This is a genomic window from Thalassospira tepidiphila MCCC 1A03514, from assembly GCF_001662875.1.
Taxonomy (GTDB): domain Bacteria; phylum Pseudomonadota; class Alphaproteobacteria; order Rhodospirillales; family Thalassospiraceae; genus Thalassospira; species Thalassospira tepidiphila.
In genome coordinates this window covers 1-20,595 of record NZ_JPVZ01000008.1, presented here as the reverse complement: position 1 = coordinate 20,595, position 20,595 = coordinate 1, and the positions used below count along the sequence as shown (strand labels likewise).

Here is a 20,595-nt window from a genome sequence, read left to right as displayed (position 1 = left end):
GAGTGCTGCGTATCGTCCGGCCATCCTCAATACCGGACATTTTCCCATGATCACAGCCCAAAATGCCACCAACATTCAGGTATGGCAGAAGCTTAACCCGCAACTATCAATTTCCAACGGTGTAAGTCCGGGCACCGATGTCGCAGAAATGGGCGCCGGTAAAGGTGGTTTTGACGGGGGCGCGCTTTCTGAACGGTTTTGGGACGAGGGATATTTCCTGATCCACGATGTTTTGCCGGCAGGAGAGCTTGAAAAGCTTCGTCGCGGGATTGAAGTGCTTGTTGCCAATGGCCTGTCACCCGCGCTGATATATCTTTACGATGAAGCGTGGGATGTGTTTCGTCGGTTACGCCCGCTTCTGACCCATTTTCTGGGCGATCGGATTGCGCTTTTGCCGCACTTCTGGGCGTGGCATGTCGATCCCGATGCTGATGGAAGCGGCTGGCCACCGCATCGCGATTATCAGGGTGAAAGTACGATTGGCGATGAGATGCTGATCAGCCTTTCTCTTTGGGTGCCGCTGAGCAATGCCACGCCTGAGAATGGCTGTATGCATGTTTTGCCCCGCAATTTTGAGAAAGGTTACCCGGCACCGGTTTCAGAACCGGGGGAGGTCCGCCTTCAAGATATTCGCGCCCTTCCGGCCAAGCCTGGTGCGGTAATGGGCTGGCGACAGGATCTTTATCATTGGGGGGGAAGGGCAAGCTCGTATGCCAGCGAACCCAGGATCAGCCTGTCACTTGAATTTCAGAATGCCGCCTTTGATCCGCTTGCCGATCAATTGTTGGGACTTGATCATCCGCCGGTGTTTCTGGAACGTCTGGTCTTGATTGCCAAGCAGTTTGAAAAATACCGTCATATGCAATCAATGGATGCCGAAACCCTTAAATGGGCAAATGACGTTGTGGACGCCTGTGCTACGATTAACCATATGCAGTAAAAGCCGGAATGCCCCCGACATTGGTACGGGTTGAGTGGTGTTGTGCCAGACGTGATACTGCCATGGGCTGCACAGAGAGGTTTGTCGATGGAATTGATTGATAACGCCCGTTTTGAAGAGTTGTGCCAGGTCCTTGGCAAGGATCAGGTATTGCTGCTGGTGAATTTGCTCCCGGCGTCCTACGACGAAGAGCGCGCCCGACTGATTGAAGCCGCAACGACAAAGGACCCTGATGGTATCAAGCGGTCCGGACACGCCATTAAGGGGATGGCCAGAAACATGGCGGCGCCCGAACTTGCAGAAGCTGCATTGGCGTTTGAACGTTTCGAGGGTGATTTCGATCCCGCGCTTGATGACAAGATCCAGGAACTCGACGAGATAACAGAGCAGACAGTGGACGCCATGCGTGCGCTTCTTGCCATGCCATAGCTGTTATCTGTTGCGCAGTGGTGTGAGTGACCCAAAAGGCAGATCAATTGGATCTGCCTTTTTCATTATTTTTGCAAGATTACTCAGTTTGTTACGCCGTTTGGCGAGGAAAAATGCGTTCCGGGGAATAGAAAATCAGTCAATTCCCCCTACATGAAATCTAGAACGGATTTTCATCCACCAGCACTGTACAAAGTGCCAAGACTGCTTGTGACCGTCCCAACATGGAGGCAACAGTGGCGAGCTTTAATAAAATTTCTGGGCAAACAGATCAGGAAACTTCTGCACAGCGACTTCACGGTGCGCCAAGTTACGACAAGTGGCGTCGAGATGATCTCTATCATTTGGCCGCGCAGAAAGGCATACAGGACCGGGCCAACATGTCGAACAAGGAATTGGTCGAAGCGTTGAAGCGTACGCAATCAACCGGCGGCTGATATCGCGTTTATTTTACCTCGATTTTGCAAAGAACCGGTTCCCATCCTGACATCAAGTATGTATACCATCGTATATTATAACTAACCGGCCGGGGTGGAGGGCGCTTGTTGCTTCCGCCACCGTTTGTAACTGTGGCTTGGCGTAAGCATGCACGCGTTGCCGGTTTGAAGCGATGTATTATAAATCGAGGTATGCCTAAGTGGGTGGTTTAGTCCGACGCTGTAGCCCGCAGCAAAATGAGCAAGAACAGAAAATTGGTTTGAAGTCGTGCGCGTTGGTTGTGCTTTTCGTGATTATGCTTTGGTGCCTGCCTATGGCGGCCACACAAGCGACGGAGCACGACGCCACTGACGTTCCAACACGCGTCGCCTTTATCAATCCGGGGTATGGGGATCGCGGTTTCTGGAAAGATGTGCGCGACACCATGCAGGCGGCTTCAGATCAGTTTGGCTATGAGCTGATCGTTTTCGATAGCAACCGCGACAGCAAGATGATGATCGAAAGTGCGCAGAAGGTTTTTGCCCTTGAGCCCGCGCCTGATTACATCATTGCCGTTAACGAACATCAGCAGGGAACGCGCATCGTTCTGGAAGCAGAAGAACGGGGCATCCCGGTCATCATGTTGCTCAATGACCTAACGAAAGAGCAGAAGAACGCATATGGCTATCCGGGCAGGGATTTTGATCACTGGATATTCTCCCTGACGCCGGATAACGAGCGTGCTGGATACGACATCGCCAAATCCCTGATCGATAGTGCACGTCTTCAAACCGAAAATCGGCAACCAGCGCCGCTATGCCTGTTATCCATCGCCGGGGACAGCAAGACACCAGCCTCGCTTCAGCGACTGCAGGGGCTTGATCATGCGCTTAGTCGTTTTCCGCTTCTTCGCGAACAGCGTCGTCTGGTGGCAAACTGGTCATACGATGAGGCATACCGTCAGACAGAAAACTGGCTTAGACGGGGCGGGTGCGTCGATGCGGTCTGGGCTGCCAATGATGATATTGCGCTGGGTGCGGTTGCCGCTCTGGAGAAAGCAGGGCGGAAACCCGGGAAAGATGTCTTTGTCGGCGGGTTGAACTGGTCACCTGCGGGCTTGCGCAACGTCGCAGACGGCAAGATGACCATGACCCACGGGGGACACTTCTTTGCTGGCGCATGGGTCATGGTATTGCTGCACGATTACATTCATGGCGTTGAATTTCTTTCCCATCATCCCGAAATCTCTTTCAGGATGGAGGCGATCACACGCGAAAACATATCTCACTTTGTCGATGTCCTGGGCAGCAGGGATTGGAACAGCTTGGATTTTAAGGATTTTAGTATTGCCAATTCCCCATTCGGCACAGAGTATAACTTTGTGTTACATCCCGGCGATGGCATGCGTGAATAGCATAAGCCATCATCCGGTAAATATTTAGAAAGACAAGGTCGAGACGCTTGGCACGAGAACCAGACGAAAAGCATTTTGATGATCTTGCCGGGATGCGATTGGGCAGCACAATTGCGGCTCGTCAGTTAAAGTACTCTCTTTTCCTGGCAGTTGCTCTTGGCCTCATCATCGTCGCCATTCGCGGATATCAGGATTATCTCTGGCTCGAAGGTGTCTATCAGCAGAGCAACCAGCGTATCTTTTCCTCCAGTGCGCCTGTCGCGACTGAAGTCATGATCAAGCGCGACCGCGAATTGGCCAATATTATGGTGCGCGGGATGCTCAACAATCGGTCCATTGCACGCGTTATTCTTACCAACGCCGATGACGGTATCTTTTTTGAGTTAAAACGACCCGCCGGTGAAATACCGGTCTCGCGCTGGGCCGAGACGATGTTTGGCGGACTGCAAACCATTACAGTTCCGGTGCGCGACCCCGAACGCAAACCTGTCGCCACCATTGGCGAGATGGTGATTGAGCTTAATCCACAGGTTTATGTGGACGCCTACATGACGCGTCTTTCGTGGTCGTTCCTCGCGACCATGGTTCTGGCAGCTGTGATGGCCCTTGGTTTTGCGGCAATGAGCTATTTTGTCTTCTCAAGGCCCGTGATCCGGCTTGGAAACTATATCGTTAATGCGGACCCGACAGACGATAGTCGCCCGCTTCAGATGCCGCCGGAGCATCGTCATGACGACGAAGTTCAGTTGCTTGGTTCGGTGACGGTCGGGCTTTTCGGAATGATCCGCAAGCAAATCGGGGAATTGCGCAGAGCGCGCGACGAACTGCAGAATGCGAACATCACCTTGGAAGAGCGTGTCGCGCAGCGTACAGAAGAACTCAATTCCGCGATGCAAAAGCTTGAAGTGCTTGCGTCAACGGATCCATTGACCGGGTTGCCTAACCGTCGTGCCTTTCTCGGCAGATTGGAAGACGCTGTTGCCGTCTGGCGGCGCAGGGATACGCCTGTATCCTTCATTCTTCTTGATATCGACCGTTTCAAGGCGTTGAACGATACCTATGGCCATCAGGCCGGTGACGCGGTTCTGGTTGCCTTGGCAGAAACACTTAGAACAACACTGCGCTCCATTGATATTCCGGCGCGCATGGGCGGTGAAGAGTTTGCTGTGTTGCTGCCGGGGGAAGAATTGCAGGGCGCGATGATCCTAGCTGAACGTTTACGCAAGGGCCTGGAGCAGAACAGTGTCGAGTATGGCGGCAGCAAACTTTCCTTTACCTCAAGCTTTGGGGTGTCGGGCTTGCCGTCTGCAAAGGGTTTGGCTGAGTTTGATCAGGGCGTTGCCGCGCAATTTGATGTTCTGAGGAACTCGGAAAACACCGATATTCCTGGGATATTGTACTCACTGGCGGATCACGCACTTTATGATGCCAAGGCAACCGGGCGTAATCGATGCAAGCAGGCTGACTTTAGCACGCTTTCGGAATTCAAAGATCAGCTGCCGTCTGACATTTGATTGATCGGATAGTTCCGGTGCGACGCCGGATGCATGTGCATCAGGAATGCGTGTCTTTAATTCCGGCCGTCGTCATTACCCTGTCGGGAAATCCGGATGTCGCGGTGGATTGATACACTCATCAAAAGGCCGAAGCTGACCAGAATGGTCATCATCACTGTTCCGCCATAAGACACAAGCGGCAACGGTACGCCAACCACCGGGATCAGCCCCATCACCATGGCGATGTTGATAAAGACGTAAAGGAAGAAGGTCGAGGTCACACCGATGGCGACAAGGCGCCCAAACTGGTTCTGACAGCGCAGTGCGATGACATAGCCGTAGGTGATCACCAGCGCATAAAGGCCTAGCAACGCCATGCCGCCGACCAAGCCGAATTCTTCGCCCAGCATGGTGAAGATAAAGTCGGTCTGTTTTTCCGGCAGGAAGTTCAGATGGCTCTGGGAGCCCAACATGAACCCTTTGCCAAACAGCCCGCCAGACCCAAGCGCGATCTTTGATTGCGTAATGTGATAGCCCGCACCCAGCGGATCATTTTCCGGGTTCAGGAAGGTCAGAACGCGGTTCTTCTGATATTCACGCAAGAACTGCCAGCCAATCGGAATGGCCGCAAGTGCCGTGCCGAGAACAAGCGCGAACTTCCAGATGCGGACCCCAGCCAGCCAGAAAATCACACCACCCCCGGCAATCAGCAGCAACGTGGTGCCAAGGTCAGGCTGGCGCAAGACAAGGGCAGAGGGCGCAAGAACCATCAAAATCGGCGGGATCAAAAGCGGGATACGACCGACATCTTCGGTCGTCAAACCATGGAAATACCGTGCAAGTGCAAGAACCAAAGAGATTTTCATCAGCTCGGACGGCTGCAACTGGAAGAAACCCAGATTGATCCAGCGCTGCGCGCCCATGCCGATATCGCCCTTGATTTCGACCGCTACCAGTAAAATCAGCGCGACAAAATACGAGAAATAGGCAAGCTTCAGCCAGACGCGTATATCGGTTACCGCGATGATGATCATCAGTGCCGCACCCACGGCAAAACGCATCATTTGGCGTTCGGCCCAGGGTTGCAGTGACCCGTTGGCCGCGGAATAGAGCATGGCAAAGCCGATGCCAGATAGGGCTGCGATCAAAAGAACAAGCGTCCAGTTCAGCAACAACAACCGGCGGCCAATCGGCACATAATCCGGATCTTCACCAATGCGAAATCTGCTTCCTGCCATGGCTTAACCCTCGTCCTGATCGGTGTGGGCCGGATTGCGCCGGAGATTTGCACTATTAGGCTGGTCGGCGGCCGAGATGCCCTGACGCGCAGATTGCAGTTCCTGCGCTTTTAGCAGCAGGTCACGGACAATCGGGCCCGCAACACTTGAACCACCACCGCCATGTTCAACCACCACTGAACAGGCATAACGTGGGTTATCGACCGGCGCAAAGGCAACAAACAGGGCGTGGTCACGGTATTTCCACGGCAAGTCATTGTTATCGAGCACCCCGGTTGTCTGGCGTTCGCGCATGGTGATGCGGCGAACCTGACTGGTACCACTTTTGCCAGCCATTTCCATGCCCTTGATGGCGATCCGTGCGCCATGGCCTGTGCCACGCAATTCGTTGGTCACGCCGTTCATTGCATCACGAATTCGGGCCAGGTTGGCACGACTGACCTGAAGTTCCGGAAATTCTTCGGCCTGGCGGCTGGTAACGCCTTCGGGGGTGACGTTGTCACGCGTCAGGTGTGGGCGCACCGCCTTGCCGGAGGCCAGACGCGCAGTCATCGTGCAAAGTTGCAACGGCGTTGCCAGAACATAGCCCTGCCCGATAGAGGCGATAAGTGTTTCACCGCCCTGCCAGCGTTTGCCAAGCTGGATTTCCTTCCAGTCCTTGGTCGGGATCAAGCCGCTACGTTCGTTGGGAAGGTCAATGCCGGTATCTTCGCCGAGGCCCAGCTTGTTTGCCATGGCCGCAATGCGGTCGATCCCGATTTTCTGGGAGATTTCGTAGTAATAGACGTCACAGGAATGCTTGATTGAGTCATGCATGTTCATCCAGCCATGACCACCACGTTTCCAGCAGTGGAAACGTGCATTCCCAAGATCAAGATGCCCGTTACAGAAGAATTTCTGGTTGGGCGAAATAATGCCTGCTTCCAGTCCGGCAAGTGCGACGCACATCTTGAAGGTCGAACCGGGCGCATAGGTGCCGTTCACAGCCTTGTTGGAAAGCGGTGCATACGGGTTGTTGACCAGACTGTTCCAAAGCTTGTGCGAAATGCCATTGGTAAAGGCGTTCGGGTCATAGGCCGGATGTGACGACAGGGCGAGCACTTCACCGTTATGGATGTCCATGACCACGGCGGCGGCACTTTCCTGATCCGACAGCCGCTGATTGGTGTAGCGCTGCAATTCAAGATCAAGCGTCATCACTACGGTGTTGCCACTGTCACCTTCTTCGCGTTCAAGTTCGCGAATAACGCGGCCGAGGGCATTGACTTCGACCTGGCTGGTGCCGGCCGTGCCACGCAGTGCCAGGTCATAAACTTTTTCAACGCCACTTTTGCCAATGGTAAAGCCCGGCAGTTCCAAAAGCGGATCGCCTGTCAGCTCTTTCTCAGACACGGCGGCAACATAACCCAGTGTATGCGCAAGGTGCGGTCCTTCGGGATAGTCGCGTGATCGTCCGGCATCAATGATCAGTCCGGGAAGGTCGGGGGCATTGACACCGACGCGTGCGACTTCATCCCATGTAAGGTTGTCGCGCACCGTGACCGGAACAAAGGAACGCCGACGGGCAGCATCGCGTTCAACGCGCTCGATGGTGTCGGGGCCAAGCTCGATGATCTGATCCAGGATTTCAAGCGTGCGGCGGACATCGGGTGTCTGTTCGCGCACGATCATGATGTGATAGTTCTGCCGGTTTACGGCAAGTGGTGCACCGAAACGGTCGGTCACCAGTCCACGCGGCGGCGGCAGCAGGCGGTGGGAAATGCGGTTTTCATCGGCCAGCGTCTGATAGCGGTCGCTTTCAAGGACCTGCAGGTAGTACATCCGCGCGGCAAGACCAGTCAGCAATACACCCTTGCCCGCACCCAGCATCAGGGCGCGTCGGGTAAACAGTCTGAACCGGTCTGAGTCACGATGCCACATGGGCGTTGGATACCTGTATTTCGTCAGTAGCCGTAAGGCCGAGTGTTCAATTTCTGGCCCGTTTTATCCCGGTTGTTCGGGGATTAAAACAGCCTTTCCCCATCATAGCTAGTAGCCGTTGCCAAAACATCAATATTGCGCAGTTCGTCATTCGCGCATGGCAGACTAGACATAACGCAAAAGGGTATTTTGTGCGCGCGCCAGAACCCAGGCAACAATCGGGAACAAGGCAGCCGTCAACACATAGCTGATCATGGTGGCCTTGAAGGGCAACAATGCACCGATCAGGGCCGAACTCAGCAACCATTGAACGAGAAGTGCCGGAATGGCCACCAATGCAAAGCCCCACCACATCACGCTGAACGGCTTGTTATGGAAAAAGCGCCCCTGACTTGCAGATCCGGTTTGCACCAGCACGAGTACAAGCGAACTGACGCCAAGCGGCAAGCCCATCAACAGATCCTGCAACAGCCCCAGCAGGAAGGCCGTGACAGCCGTCAAAAGGTCAGGGCGGTTAACCGACCAGTAGAATACGGCCATCAATGCCAGTGCCGGTGAGGCGGTTGATAACAACGGCACGCTGAGCGGCAGAAGATTAATCAGCAACAGAGCGAAAACACTGAAGGCAGGAAAAAGGCCGCGGGCAATAATGTCCAGTCGATGCCAGACGCCGGGTTTCACTGGGCTTCCCCTGCCGCGTTGGTGGAGGGGGATGTGCCTTCGTTGCCGGTCGGGCCTGCCGGAACAATGCCGACGCCATCAGGAAGGTCCGGCGATACTTCTGTAATGTTCGCATCGTTGGACGGTTGGCTTTGGCGAATGCGGTCCTCGCTCAGGATGCCCTGAAGGCCGTAATCAGCAACACGCAGATATTCCAGTTGATGGCGGCGGAACATCGGCGCAACGCGAACGGCATTTTCGGAAACCGATGATACAACCCCGATCGGAATGCCCGGTGGGAACGCACCACCATGGCCCGATGTCAAAATGCGGTCACCCGGTGCAACGGCCGCATCCGCGGTTAGGAAGGTCAGAAGCGGACGGTTGGTGTTGTCACCGGAAAGAAATGCACGGTCGCGCGAATTTTCCACAACAACCGGCACACGCGAGTTGATATCGGTGATCAGAAGAACACGGGACGCCTGATACCCCGCCTCGGCAACGCGACCAATCAGGCCTTCGTCCGAAATCACGGCTTGCCCCTTGGCAACGCCATCGCGTGATCCGGCGGAAATCATGACGCTGTGGGCATAGGCACCGCCCATATCCGCAATCACGCGTGAGGTCACCAGATGCAGGGCCGGCGGCGAGGTGTAGCCTGCCAGATCACGAAGACGGGCATTTTCATGTGACAGATTGCGTGCGGCTTGCTGCCAGGCCAGCAATTGCTGGTTTTCGCGGCGCAGGCGCTCGTTTTCTTCGTAAAGATGGGCAAGGTTGTAAATCTTGTCGGTCAGTTCGTTGATGCTGGCCGCAGGGCGGGAAATGACGTTCATCACCGGCGACACCAGATCAGCCGACGCGGCGCGGATCCGCTCGATCAGAACAGTATCGGCCTTGCCCAGAAGCATCAGGCCAAAGGCCGATAAAATCAGCAGTATGAAAGCGAAGCGGTGAAGGGCCGTGCGTAACGGCGAAAAGATACGCTGCTGCGGACCACCATGCTGTGCCAATGTATTCCCCGCGAATTCCCAAAAGGTTGTTCTTCATCCCGTGCGGGATATTCAACCATAACGAAATCACCGAGTCGCGTCCAGTAAGGATACGACCCGGTGATGATATTCAAGGCCGCTTTTTTATCAGTATGCTGTGTGCAGGACGTTACGCAGCATCTTTTTCTCTTCCAGCGCGCGACCGGTACCCAGTGCAACGCAGGAAAGCGGATCATCTGCAATCGAAACCGGAAGACCGGTTGCATGACGCAGAACGTAATCAAGGTTGCCAAGCATCGCGCCGCCACCGGTCAGGACAATACCCTTGTCCACGATGTCAGCAGCAAGTTCCGGCGGGGTCTGTTCGAGGGCAACTTTCACCGCCTCGATGATTGCCGAAACAGGCTCTGCAAGGCTTTCTGCGATCTGACGTTCAGAAATCAGCAGTTCCTTCGGAACGCCGTTCATCAGGTCACGACCGCGGATTTCTACAGTTGCGCCATCACCGTCATCCGGTGCACAGGCAGAACCGATTTCCTTCTTGATGCGTTCGGCGGTGCTTTCGCCGACCAGAAGGTTATGAGTGCGACGGATGTAAGCAATGATCGCTTCATCCATTTTGTCACCACCGACACGTACCGAACGCGCATAGACGATACCGCCCAGCGAGAGAACGGCAACCTCGGTGGTACCACCGCCGATATCGACAACCATGGAGCCGGTCGGTTCCGTCACCGGAAGGCCGGCACCAATGGCAGCGGCCATCGGCTCGTCAATCAGCCAGACCTTACGCGCGCCAGCACTTTCGGCACTTTCCTGAATGGCGCGGCGCTCAACTGCGGTCGAACCTGACGGTACGCAGATGATGACTTCCGGGCTGGCAAAGTTGCGACGGTTATGGACCTTGCGGATAAAGTGCTTGATCATTTCCTCGGCGATGTGGAATTCCGCAATAACGCCGTCACGCAACGGGCGGATCGCCTGAATATACCCCGGGGTACGACCGAGCATCTGTTTGGCTTCTTCACCAACTGCAAGGACCTGTTTCTTGCCTTTTTCGTCGGTAATGGCCACCACGGATGGTTCGTTCAGAACGATGCCTCGTCCCTTAACGTAAACCAGTGTGTTCGCGGTGCCCAGATCCACCGCCATGTCGGAGGATAAAACCCCAAGAAGCTTGGAAAACATTCCTGCCCTATGCCCCGGTTAAAAGTAAAATCTCAAAAGCGAATGTACCGGCTTTGATAGCGTAAGGAATAAGCCGATGCACGAATAATCTGCTCAGGGGATTGAGGAATAATTAAGGCGCGTAATTTTCCTGAAATAAGGCATCAAAAACATGATCAGTAATATGGTCTTGGCGGAGAAATTCAATTTCGTCCTATATTTTCCGAGATGCCCATTGCAGAAAGGAAATCTGTCACCAGTGAGACTACAAGCGGACTGTTTTCTATTTGCAACGTTTTGCGAGTCGTTTGTTTTTCAATCATTTCGCTGTTTTCAACGACTTCAAACCGAACGAGTTCGCGCCCGTTGTAAAGGTCGCGATCCATACGCCATTCACACCATGCCGGCGGGTTAAACGGATCATTTTTTACAGCCACAAGCAGGCTGGGCACAAAGTTGTCCATTTCCGACATACATTGCGGCCTTAGCCCGACAAGCGCCTTAAATCGGTGTTGGTAGTGTTTGGCATGGCCATCACGATAAATCGCCAGCTGAGCTGCGCCGGCACCATAACCATAACCGAAGACGGCAATGTTGTTTGGCGCAATGGATTTTACCCCGGCAAGGTAATGAAGCGCGCTGATGGCATCGAACGCCCAGTAGGACAGACCGTGTTTCGGCGTTTGAAGTTCCCCGCCACCACAGTAATCCTGCGTCGGATGGGCGTTAGGTGGTGAGATCAAAAGCACCGCATATCCGCTTTGTCGCAGGATCGTGATCCACGTTTCCGGAAAATGGTTGTCACAGTCGGGCAGGGCGACGACGGCAGGGTAAGGTGGCTTTGCGTTTCCATTGCCCGCAGCCGGTTCGAAATAAACTGCTGGAATACCCGCTTGCAGGCTTTCATCGACGTTCGGGATGGCTTTCCCGGCGGCAATCAAGCGCTGCCTCAAACCGCTTTTGGGGTAGGGCAGTGACGGTACAGTGACAGGCTGACCCGATTGCATTGTCGGCGTTTGTGCGAACGCGTTTGTGGAGGTTGTGACCGTGCCAACAGACAGGGCTACAGCAATCGTAACGATCAGAACATGTGGAAACGCACGCAGAGCTTTGCTTGGCCTAGCCATGGGCAACTCCATTCACGGGTGCCAAATTCTATCACACCGTTGGCCATGCCACCATTCACACATAAGAAAAGGGCGGCACAAGTGCCGCCCTTTGAATTTAAACCGGTAAGCTTTGCTTAGGATGCCATCGCATCCGGTGCGGTTTTCTTGCTTTTTTCGATCAGCTTGTTAACTGCCGTGACATAGGCAAGGCAGGATGCAACCACGGTATCGGTATCCGATGCGTTGCCGACAACCGTACGATCTTCGCCGTCGAGTTTGACTGTGACCGTTCCCTGGGCGTCGGTGCCCTCGGTCACGGCATGGACCTGATAGAGCTTCAGGCGCCAGTCATGCGGATAGATTTCCTTGATCGCGTTAAACGTCGCATCAATCGGGCCATCGCCGGTGGTCTTGGCTGTGCGGGTTTCACCGTCAACAGTCAGTTCCAGTTCCGCGGTCTGCGGACCTTTGGAGCCACAAGTAACGGTCAGGCCAACGAACTTGATATGTTCGTTGTCGCGCATGCCGTCATCGACCAGGGCGACGATGTCATCGTCATAGACTTCTTTTTTCTTGTCGGCCAAGTCCTTGAAGCGGGCAAATGCGTCTTCGATGGCGTTATCACCCAAATCGGTAAAGCCCAGTTCCTTAAGCTTTTCCTTGAAGGCATGACGACCGGAATGCTTGCCCATGACCAGGCTTGATTTGTTCAAACCAATCGATTCCGGCTTCATGATTTCATAGGTTTCGGAATTCTTCAGGAAGCCGTCCTGATGGATACCGCTTTCATGGGCAAAGGCGTTCGCGCCGACGATTGCCTTGTTCGGCTGTACGACAAAGCCGGAAACAGCGGAAACCAGACGCGATGCGTTCATGATCTTGGTGGTATCAATGCCAGTGGTGAACGGGAAGGCATCGTTACGGGTGTTGATCGCCATAACGATTTCTTCGAGTGCGGCGTTACCGGCACGTTCGCCCAGACCGTTGATCGTGCATTCGATCTGACGCGCCCCGGCATTCACCGCCGAGATCGAGTTGGCAACCGCCATACCCAAATCGTTGTGGCAGTGAACCGACAGGATCGCCTTGTCGATGTTCGGCACGCGGTTAAACAGCATAGTCATCAGTTCGGCATATTCAGTCGGCGTGGTGTAGCCAACCGTATCGGGGATGTTGATGGTGGTGGCACCGGCATCAATGGCCGCTTCGACGCAACGGCACAGGAAGTCATGTTCGGTACGCGAACCGTCTTCTGCCGACCATTCAACATCGTCGGTGAATTTGCGCGCCAGTGTCACACTTTCAATCACCTTTTCAAGAACGCGTTCCGGTTCCATCTGCAATTTGTATTTCATATGCAGGGGGCTGGTGGAGATGAAGGTGTGGATACGCTTATTCTCAGCCGGTTCCAATGCCTCTGCTGCGCGTTCGATGTCGCCTTTGGCGGCACGTGCCAGCGAACAGATGGTCGGTCCTTTGACCTGCTTGGCGATTTCATGGACGGACTGGAAGTCGCCGTTCGATGCGATGGCAAAGCCTGCTTCGATGACATCAACCTTCAGTTCCGCCAGTGCGTGCGCCACGCGCAGCTTTTCATCAAGCGTCATCGATGCACCCGGGGACTGTTCCCCATCACGCAGGGTGGTGTCGAAAATGATGACGCGATTGTCGTTTGCACTAGCCATTGTCTTGTTTCCTGATCATTCGGGTCTGTGCCCGGTATGTAAATTCTGTCTGGAAGGAGTGCGGGCCGTCTGGCGCGACTTTTTCCCCTGAGCTGCGGCTAATGGATCGACATGTTTTGCGTGTGATCCGGACCGGCATGGTTCGCTCAGGGGCGAGTAAGTCGTAGCGCGCCTAGCTCTGCTAGACCAAGGAGACCGGAAAGTAGGTTGAGGGCAGACAGCACGAAAGCGTGCGAAGCGGAGGCTTCGGCACGGTCGGCATATGCATCAATGTTGCAAATGTCTGCGGTCATCGGTCTTCATCAATTGGCTTAGGATGCCAGCTGTTGCTGGCGACGCCCCCAATTTCGTCGGCGAACCCCTTCAGGTCAAGTAATTTTTGTACCTTTTGGTCTGTTTTTTGAGTGGAATTTAGCGGGGCCGGGTTTGGCTCGTGCGTTTCTGCTACGATATTTGGGCCATCGTGCTGTTTTGGCAGCGTGCTACACGGCAACCGAAATGTCATTTCGGCCATACCAAAAAGATACTGGTCGGAATTTAACTAATCAGGTAGTGATTTTGTCCCTTATGACGTCACGCCCCCAATGGTGACGGTCAGGGCGGAGCGCCATCCAAGCCACAGGAACCATTATGCTGAGTTTGTCGTTGATCGGGGCCTTCATCCCTACGGCCTTCTTTGTCTCTATTACGCCGGGTATGTGCATGACACTTGCGCTGACCCTTGGCATGACAATTGGTCTGAAACGCACACTCTGGATGATGGTGGGTGAACTGATTGGTGTGGGCATTGTTGTGGTTGCCTCGGCACTGGGCGTGGCGGCGATCATGCTGCAGTATCCGGCTGTATTCGCGGTGTTTAAGTATATCGGCGGGGCCTATCTGGCGTGGCTTGGCATTCAGTTGTGGCGTTCGCGCGGGCGCATGGCGATTTCCGGCGAAGTCGAAGGTGCCAAGACAGCAACAGCAGCCGGGCTGGCAGCACAGGGCTTTGTGACCGCGATTGCCAACCCCAAGGGCTGGGCCTTTATGATTTCCCTGCTGCCGCCATTTATCAGTTTGCAGCATCCCATCGCGCCACAGCTTTCGGTGCTGGTTGCAATCATTCTGGTGACCGAGCTGATCTGCATGACGATGTATGCCACCGGTGGACGGTCATTGCGACGCTTCCTTGAAAAAAGCGGTAACGTGCGCATCCTTAACCGTGTCGCCGGAACATTGATGATCGGCGTTGGCATCTGGTTGGCAAGCAGCTGATCTGGTGGCCGTTCGCGGCGTTTGGTTGTGCTTTGGGCATTATTTCAACACGTTGCCTGAATTTGATGTTTGTTTTGTTGTTTCGTCATAACAATATGTAATCAAACAACTGTTTTGAGGATTTCCGACCATGCGCGAGATACGCTGTATCGTTTTCGAGGACGGCGAACTGATCAAGGCAATTCTGGCCCATGGTCGACGCACCGGCAAGGCGCTGCCGCCCGGTCAGATCAGCAGCTTTGAGGTGGAACGAAAGCCGGAAGTCATCGCACGTATGACGGTTACTTCTGATGAAGGCCAGAAGCTGATTGTCCCAACCGCAGGCGCAGAACTTGCGGCTGCGATGATTGCCTATTGCATTGATCGCAAGGTCCCGGTGCCGGCAAATGCATCCAAGTCGATTGCGGTTTTGGATGACCATGTGGCGCTTAAAATCACCATGACCGGTGAGAAGGCCCGCTAAGGCAGGTCGACAAGGCAGCTTAGCAACACAAAAGGCGCGCTTGAACAGCGCGCCTTGCTTGAACAGCGCGCCTTTTTCTATTCCCAGCAGGGCGGGCAAGTCTACCACTGCATCATCTTGCCTTTGAGCTTGCCCATGCGTTCGTCTTCGTTCTTGAAGTTGTGTTGCTCGGAAACGCCGTCTTGCACCTTGGTCATAAGCAGCCATTGCTTGACCTTCATGAAGCGTGGGGCCAGGAACTGGTAAGTCTGTTTGACCAGATTGACAGCCTTGGGACCGCGTTCAAGTTCAAGTTCTTCCCACTGTTCGATCAATGGTTCCCAAGCGCGCAGGCGTTTATAAAGGTCATCACGCTGGCTGCGGATATATTGGCGCTGCGACGTGAAGTTACGCAGAACTGACATGATTTCGCCGGTATTGGCATCAAGTTCGTCAAACGTGTTTTCGAACTTCTTCTTGGCGTCATCAAGCAGGCGAATAGCCTGTGTGACGGTTTCGAGAACACCTTTTTCATGTGCATAGATGCGGCGAAGGTCTTGCAACTTGCGATCCACCATCAGGATCTTGCGATACTTCACGCGGAGCGTCTCGATATAGGACAGCTCATCAGCGACCTGATGCACAAGATTGACGACTTCTTCGCGGTTTTCTTTGCCAAAACCAAGCTTTTCGGCAACTTCGTCAAAAGCCTGGTTGATCTTCTTTTTGGTGTTCGGATCTTCGGCAATCTGCATGAGTTGATCCGGGTCGGTGATGAGTTCTTCGCTCCCCGACATCCAGGTTACCAACTGCATGGTAATACGGTTGTAGGCAATCGCCTTGTGATCTTCGTCAACAGCCCATGATGCTTCACCGGTCAGAACTTCAAGCGGCAGGTTGTCGCCTGGGCGCAGGACGTTAACAAAGTTAAGCGACTTGTCGATCAGGCTAATTAGATCGCCATCCTTGGATTCCGGATCAATATCGAATTCGCGGCAAATCGCCTTAAGTGGCAAAGACACAACCGAGCCTTCTGCCATTTTCAGGACAAAAAGAGCTTCGTCTGAGATATCAGACTTCTGAAAGTGGCATTCTTCGAACGTTTTGAAAATCTTGTGTTCTAGCTCGATTTTACGTTCGCTGTTCGGTGTCTTCATCTGCTTCTCCGCCCTGCAAGGCCACTGCACACCATAGGTATGTTGTACATGACAGACCCGATTGTTAGACCATCGTTTCTGTTCTTTTCGGCCTATTAGGACACGTGTGTTGGCTCGGTGTCATGGTTGATTTTTTTGATCTTTTTTATCTAGGCTCTCTGTTCTCAGAGATGTCTTCACTCATGCCCTGTTTTGTCGTGGTCCGCCAGAGCGCTTTTTACTGCGTGACGCAGGTGTTCCTGCCATCCTGCTTCGCCATATAAAGCGCTTTGTCCGCACGGTCCACAAACTCCATTATATTCTCTCCAAGATTATAGGCCGTCAAGCCAATTGAAACGGTTAACTTGCCGAAATCCTTGCCGGTTTTTTTGTTTATAATATGTTGGTTTGACACGTTTTGTCGCAACTTGTTGGCAAGCTTTGCCGCGTTCTCCGGCTCGGTATCGGGCAGGATGATCGCAAACTCTTCGCCACCATAACGGGCAACGGTGTCTGCACCCTTTGTCGAACTGACCAGCACACGCGCCACAGCCTTCAGGACGCCGTCACCGGCACGGTGCCCGAAATTATCGTTGAATTCCTTGAAGTGGTCGATATCGATCATCAAAAGCGATAATGGTGCGCCGGACTCCATTGTCGTCGTCACCGCATCGCGAAGCGACGTGTCAAAATTCTTGCGGTTGGCAATTCCGGTCAAGGTGTCGGTCAGGGCATCCCGGCGGACTAGCTCAAGCTCGGTACGGACCCTGAGCACTTCCTTGTGATATTCCTCAAGGCTGCCGTTAAAGGAGCTGTATGTATCGCGCGCCTTGCTGGATCTTTCCGACAAGCCACGGCTGACAGTCCGGGCGTCCTCCAATGTGATGTCCGAGGCCAGCAACTGCTGTGATGCGACCTCGATATCGCCACAGAAAGTATCCGTCTCCCGCATGACCGACGTTACCGCCATTTCGACACGTTCGACAGCAGACTGCAGCCCCTCGACCCCTTGTTTCAGATGCTGTTGCATCGCGTGGGTGCCGAGATACTTGTGGTAAATTCGGAAAACTGTCTCTTCATCAAGATCCTGCGTGTTGCGGATCAAGACCTTGATCAACTGACTGAGTTCGGGCACCTCGTCTGTCAGGTAGCTGTAGAAAACATGGTAAACCTGTGGCGTCGGCTGCAAGTTGAGCTCGTTGACGAGCGCCATAACGTTATGCGCAATGTCGCGTGGGTTTGCGATCTTGGTTGTCGCTGTCACTTCCTGTTATCCGATCCGAATATCATATCCATTCAGTCAAGCGTGTCCCAACTTAAACCCTGCATCGCTACTAACCGATGCTCTAGGGTGCCCGTGCACATTTAGGTGCAAGATATACTTTTTATATTAGGCTTGCTCTATCATCGTCTAAAGCAAGGGGCTTTGTCACGCACTTCTACCCCTCAGACAATGACAAATTCAGACATCCCGAATGAATGGCTGTCGATATAGTCAGGTGACAACGGCGTCTTGCGCTTGACGCCTGTAAAGTCGGTACTGGCATATACGACGCCGGATCGTGGAATGATCACTCTGCCTGCCATGAAAATCTGCTGATTTTGTCCATTTTCAGGCTGTCCTGCCTTCTGCCCCAATTTGGTGCAAGAACTTCATTTCATCCTTACTGACGGTGTGCGGGGCAGTCTTTCTATTATCACTATCTGGTATTCAGATCGGGCGACCTTATATGGCTATTAGTCGAATGTTGCCTGGGAACGGCTTGCGCGTGACGGCATCTGTAATAACCACGAGGGCAGGGCGTTTAATTGATCCTTGTTACCAGCCGAATAGCGATGCGAGCAGCCCTGTTTGTCGGGCTTTTTATCGTCTGCGATCTTGGTGTTTCTGGTGCGCACGCAGCTGATACGGTGCGCGTTGCCAGCAATATCGTGTTTGACACCAAATGGAGCCAATACGCTCTACCCGGTCAGCGGCGGTTCATTACCCTGCTTGGCGCGCAACAGCGTCCGGTTGCCTTTGATGTTTTTCCTTATAACCGTTTTCGCGATGCGCTTGATGCGGGGCTGACCGACTGTATTCTTGCATCCCACCCGGCACGTTTTGAAGACACCATTGCCTCAAAAAGCAAGGTTCGCTTCGAACTTCGCGTGTTCCAGCGTATCGGTGCCGATATCCGCACCCTGCCGCAGGTCGATATCGGAATCCTTGCCAATCTGCCAAGGCCGAGTCTGTCGATCCGTGGCGAGATCGTCTGGCACGATCTCGGAAGTCTCGAGCAGGCTGTCGAGCTGCTTGCGGCCGGGCGACTGACCGGGATCATCGGTGACAGCACCAATATCCGCATGTTTGGCCGAACCGATATCATCGAGGCCGAGCTGCCCCCGGTGATCACCGTCGACATCTCGCTGATCTGCCGCGATACAGAACCCTTACGGGAATTCGTTTCGGCATTTGATTCATCTATGGGTGTGTCCGGTTCCGGGCAGGTGCCGCATGGTGACCTGCGTCACATGGTCGATTACGCGTGGTAGCGAAAAAAGAACTTCATGCATGAATCCATTGCACTAAGCCGAAAATTGGGTAATTATTGAAACGATGCAGTGCATCTTTCAAGTGTGTGGTCGCTCTCTGGTTGATGGTGGTTGCGCTTTTGGTCGGTGTAATGCAGGGACTGTTTTCATGCATTCCTGACTTTGGGGATGCGCATACTAAACTAAGGACGACTACGGATATGGCTACCGGAACGGTTAAGTGGTTCAATGCGACCAAGGGTTATGGCTTCATCACCCCGGACGAGGGCGGCAAAGATGCATTCGTGCACATCACCGCTGTTCAGCGTGCTGGTCTGCAGGGACTTGATGAAGGGCAGAAAATTCAGTTTGAGCTGATTGAAGGTCGCAACGGCCGCATGTCGGCAGAAGAACTCGCCATTCTCTAAATTTCTATCTGGCTTGCAGCTTTCTTTGCTGACAACCGTTAACGCGCCGGCCTTCCGGCGCGTTATGCGTTTTTGGGGCCCGCTTGTTGGTGTCGCCTGAACGCGTGACTTTTATCAAACCAGCAAACTCTCCGGGCATTCATGATCCTTGATCTTCCTGCCGCACCTGTTGGCGGTGATGCAACCACACAGTCGGAATGGCGCCACGCCGTCAGGCGGGTTTTGCTTGGCTGGCGCGCCGGACTTGATGCGCAAACCCACCAAAAACTTTCCGATCAAATCCGTGCTCATTTCGCGACCTTCCTAAAGGATCGGCCCGCCGCAACGATCGGTTTTTATTGGCCGATCCAGAACGAAATTGATCTGCGTCCGGTGGTCACGGCCCACGTCAAATCAGGCGGTAAGGCAGCCCTTCCGGTGGTTCCAGGCAAGGATCAGGCGATGATCTTTCATGACTGGACGCCCGATACCGAAATGGTGCCGGGCTTTGCACGGATCCCCGAGCCGGCCAATAGCAAGGAAGTCGCTGTAAATGTGCTATTGGCCCCGTTGGTCGGGTTCGACCCGGCGGGGTATCGTCTGGGATATGGCGGCGGGTTTTTTGACCGGACACTGGCGACGCTTACGCGAAAACCGTTGGTGGTTGGTATCGGATTTGAAGCCACCCGGCTTGATGACATTCTTCCGCATCAATATGACGTGCCTGTCGATGTGCTGATCACCGAACACGGGACGCGCTATATTGACGGGCAGCCCACAGCTGATGCGGACAAGCCCGATCAAACATCACCGCCTTGCCATTTAAGTGACTAGGCAGCTTCTCCGCGATTGATGGTTCAGTCGCGATCGTAAAGGTGTTTGACAGGAAATTCAGGCAGCCACTTTTCACGCCGGATCGTCCAGAGCTCATAGGTCGGGATGAACTGATCCGGGGCATCCATCGCGCCCAGATGAAGCTCGATCTCGTCATCGCTGCATGAAAACACCGACGACCCGCAATCAGGACAGAAATGCCGCCCCTGATAACTTTGGGTCTTTCCAGTGATCTCGACCGCCGTTTCCGGAAAAATGGCCGAGGCATGAAACAACGCCCCGTGATGCTTGCGGCAATCCATACAGTGACACAGCCCGACCCGAAGCGGTTCATCTCCTGTCTCAAAGCGGATTTTACCGCACTGGCAGCCACCAGAAACCTTTTTCATGCAACGTCCCCGTCCAAAATAGATGCCATCAATGATCAGGCACTTTAAATCGAACGTGTTCGCGCTGCAATTGAGCGACATTGCGGTTGGTCGAAAAGTGTCGTGGGAAGGGTGGGCAAAGTGGCTGGGGAACCTGGATTCGAACCAGGACT

Annotated in this window: 21 protein-coding genes; 10 read left to right on the top strand and 11 right to left on the bottom strand. The window is 53.9% G+C overall.

Features of this window, described 5'->3' with window-relative positions; genetic code table 11:
- The first annotated feature begins 46 nt into the window (after nucleotides 1-46).
- The 5 genes from TH4_RS15920 to TH4_RS15900 all read left to right on the top strand — a co-directional run bounded on the left by TH4_RS15920 (nucleotide 47) and on the right by TH4_RS15900 (nucleotide 4,714).
- A complete protein-coding gene (locus tag TH4_RS15920) occupies nucleotides 47-940 on the top strand; it encodes a phytanoyl-CoA dioxygenase family protein (protein WP_157097776.1) in 894 nt (297 codons plus the stop codon).
- A gap of 87 nt (nucleotides 941-1,027) precedes the next feature.
- Nucleotides 1,028-1,369, top strand: a complete 342-nt coding sequence (locus tag TH4_RS15915; RefSeq protein ID WP_064781902.1) for an Hpt domain-containing protein — start codon at nucleotides 1,028-1,030, stop codon at nucleotides 1,367-1,369.
- A gap of 236 nt (nucleotides 1,370-1,605) precedes the next feature.
- On the top strand, nucleotides 1,606-1,806 hold the full coding sequence (locus TH4_RS15910) for a hypothetical protein (protein WP_064781983.1): 201 nt from the start codon (nucleotides 1,606-1,608) through the stop codon (nucleotides 1,804-1,806).
- A 314-nt stretch (nucleotides 1,807-2,120) separates the two neighbouring features.
- Nucleotides 2,121-3,200, top strand: coding sequence for an ABC transporter substrate-binding protein (locus TH4_RS15905; RefSeq protein WP_245227945.1), 1,080 nt, complete (start codon nucleotides 2,121-2,123; stop codon nucleotides 3,198-3,200).
- A gap of 47 nt (nucleotides 3,201-3,247) precedes the next feature.
- On the top strand, nucleotides 3,248-4,714 hold the full coding sequence (locus TH4_RS15900; protein ID WP_064781900.1) for a GGDEF domain-containing protein: 1,467 nt from the start codon (nucleotides 3,248-3,250) through the stop codon (nucleotides 4,712-4,714).
- A gap of 56 nt (nucleotides 4,715-4,770) precedes the next feature.
- On the opposite strand, the gene rodA is transcribed toward TH4_RS15900, so the two are convergent.
- From rodA to TH4_RS15865, 7 genes are all read right to left on the bottom strand, one after another.
- A complete protein-coding gene (gene rodA / locus TH4_RS15895; protein ID WP_063090283.1) occupies nucleotides 4,771-5,934 on the bottom strand; it encodes a rod shape-determining protein RodA in 1,164 nt (387 codons plus the stop codon).
- A gap of 3 nt (nucleotides 5,935-5,937) precedes the next feature.
- Entirely contained in the window at nucleotides 5,938-7,854 is a 1,917-nt protein-coding gene (mrdA, locus tag TH4_RS15890) for a penicillin-binding protein 2 (RefSeq protein ID WP_064781899.1), read from the bottom strand.
- Nucleotides 7,855-8,019: 165 nt separating this feature from the next.
- A complete protein-coding gene (gene mreD / locus TH4_RS15885; RefSeq protein ID WP_008892086.1) occupies nucleotides 8,020-8,535 on the bottom strand; it encodes a rod shape-determining protein MreD in 516 nt (171 codons plus the stop codon).
- Nucleotides 8,532-9,527: a rod shape-determining protein MreC gene (gene mreC / locus TH4_RS15880; protein WP_064781898.1), complete on the bottom strand. Its 996-nt coding sequence runs from the start codon at nucleotides 9,525-9,527 to the stop codon at nucleotides 8,532-8,534. Before mreC ends, mreD begins: the two co-directional genes overlap by 4 nt.
- Before the next feature lie 126 nt (nucleotides 9,528-9,653).
- Nucleotides 9,654-10,694 carry a rod shape-determining protein gene (locus TH4_RS15875; protein ID WP_008892088.1) on the bottom strand — a complete coding sequence of 347 codons (1,041 nt, stop codon included), beginning with the start codon at nucleotides 10,692-10,694 and terminating at the stop codon, nucleotides 9,654-9,656.
- A 182-nt stretch (nucleotides 10,695-10,876) separates the two neighbouring features.
- Nucleotides 10,877-11,812 (bottom strand): dienelactone hydrolase family protein, encoded by a 936-nt coding sequence (locus TH4_RS15870; RefSeq protein WP_245227944.1) that lies wholly within the window; start codon nucleotides 11,810-11,812, stop codon nucleotides 10,877-10,879.
- 104 nt (nucleotides 11,813-11,916) lie between these two features.
- Nucleotides 11,917-13,467, bottom strand: coding sequence for a 2-isopropylmalate synthase (locus TH4_RS15865; RefSeq protein WP_008892090.1), 1,551 nt, complete (start codon nucleotides 13,465-13,467; stop codon nucleotides 11,917-11,919).
- Between the two features lie 630 nt (nucleotides 13,468-14,097).
- On the opposite strand from TH4_RS15865, the gene TH4_RS15855 reads away from it, so the two are divergent.
- Together TH4_RS15855 and TH4_RS15850 are read left to right on the top strand one after the other, a co-directional pair.
- Nucleotides 14,098-14,721: a LysE family translocator gene (locus TH4_RS15855; protein WP_064781895.1), complete on the top strand. Its 624-nt coding sequence runs from the start codon at nucleotides 14,098-14,100 to the stop codon at nucleotides 14,719-14,721.
- A 130-nt stretch (nucleotides 14,722-14,851) separates the two neighbouring features.
- Entirely contained in the window at nucleotides 14,852-15,184 is a 333-nt protein-coding gene (locus TH4_RS15850) for a hypothetical protein (RefSeq protein ID WP_008892093.1), read from the top strand.
- Between the two features lie 101 nt (nucleotides 15,185-15,285).
- Here the strand turns inward: TH4_RS15850 and TH4_RS15845 are convergent, their stop codons facing one another.
- The 3 genes from TH4_RS15845 to TH4_RS20700 all read right to left on the bottom strand — a co-directional run bounded on the left by TH4_RS15845 (nucleotide 15,286) and on the right by TH4_RS20700 (nucleotide 17,886).
- Nucleotides 15,286-16,320 carry a hypothetical protein gene (locus TH4_RS15845; RefSeq protein ID WP_064781894.1) on the bottom strand — a complete coding sequence of 345 codons (1,035 nt, stop codon included), beginning with the start codon at nucleotides 16,318-16,320 and terminating at the stop codon, nucleotides 15,286-15,288.
- A 217-nt stretch (nucleotides 16,321-16,537) separates the two neighbouring features.
- On the bottom strand, nucleotides 16,538-17,563 hold the full coding sequence (locus tag TH4_RS15840) for a GGDEF domain-containing protein (RefSeq protein ID WP_064781893.1): 1,026 nt from the start codon (nucleotides 17,561-17,563) through the stop codon (nucleotides 16,538-16,540).
- Nucleotides 17,564-17,745: 182 nt separating this feature from the next.
- Nucleotides 17,746-17,886, bottom strand: coding sequence for a hypothetical protein (locus TH4_RS20700; RefSeq protein WP_157097775.1), 141 nt, complete (start codon nucleotides 17,884-17,886; stop codon nucleotides 17,746-17,748).
- 222 nt (nucleotides 17,887-18,108) lie between these two features.
- Here TH4_RS20700 and TH4_RS15835 point away from each other — a divergent pair, with 222 nt between their 5' ends.
- The 3 genes from TH4_RS15835 (at nucleotide 18,109) to TH4_RS15825 (ending at nucleotide 20,054) form a co-directional block, all read left to right on the top strand.
- Nucleotides 18,109-18,834 carry a hypothetical protein gene (locus TH4_RS15835; protein ID WP_157097774.1) on the top strand — a complete coding sequence of 242 codons (726 nt, stop codon included), beginning with the start codon at nucleotides 18,109-18,111 and terminating at the stop codon, nucleotides 18,832-18,834.
- A 200-nt stretch (nucleotides 18,835-19,034) separates the two neighbouring features.
- On the top strand, nucleotides 19,035-19,241 hold the full coding sequence (locus TH4_RS15830; RefSeq protein ID WP_008892097.1) for a cold-shock protein: 207 nt from the start codon (nucleotides 19,035-19,037) through the stop codon (nucleotides 19,239-19,241).
- Nucleotides 19,242-19,382: 141 nt separating this feature from the next.
- Nucleotides 19,383-20,054 carry a 5-formyltetrahydrofolate cyclo-ligase gene (locus TH4_RS15825; protein ID WP_064781891.1) on the top strand — a complete coding sequence of 224 codons (672 nt, stop codon included), beginning with the start codon at nucleotides 19,383-19,385 and terminating at the stop codon, nucleotides 20,052-20,054.
- A gap of 23 nt (nucleotides 20,055-20,077) precedes the next feature.
- Here TH4_RS15825 and TH4_RS15820 read toward each other — a convergent pair whose 3' ends face one another.
- Nucleotides 20,078-20,443 carry a GFA family protein gene (locus TH4_RS15820; protein ID WP_064781890.1) on the bottom strand — a complete coding sequence of 122 codons (366 nt, stop codon included), beginning with the start codon at nucleotides 20,441-20,443 and terminating at the stop codon, nucleotides 20,078-20,080.
- Nucleotides 20,444-20,595: the final 152 nt, after the last annotated feature.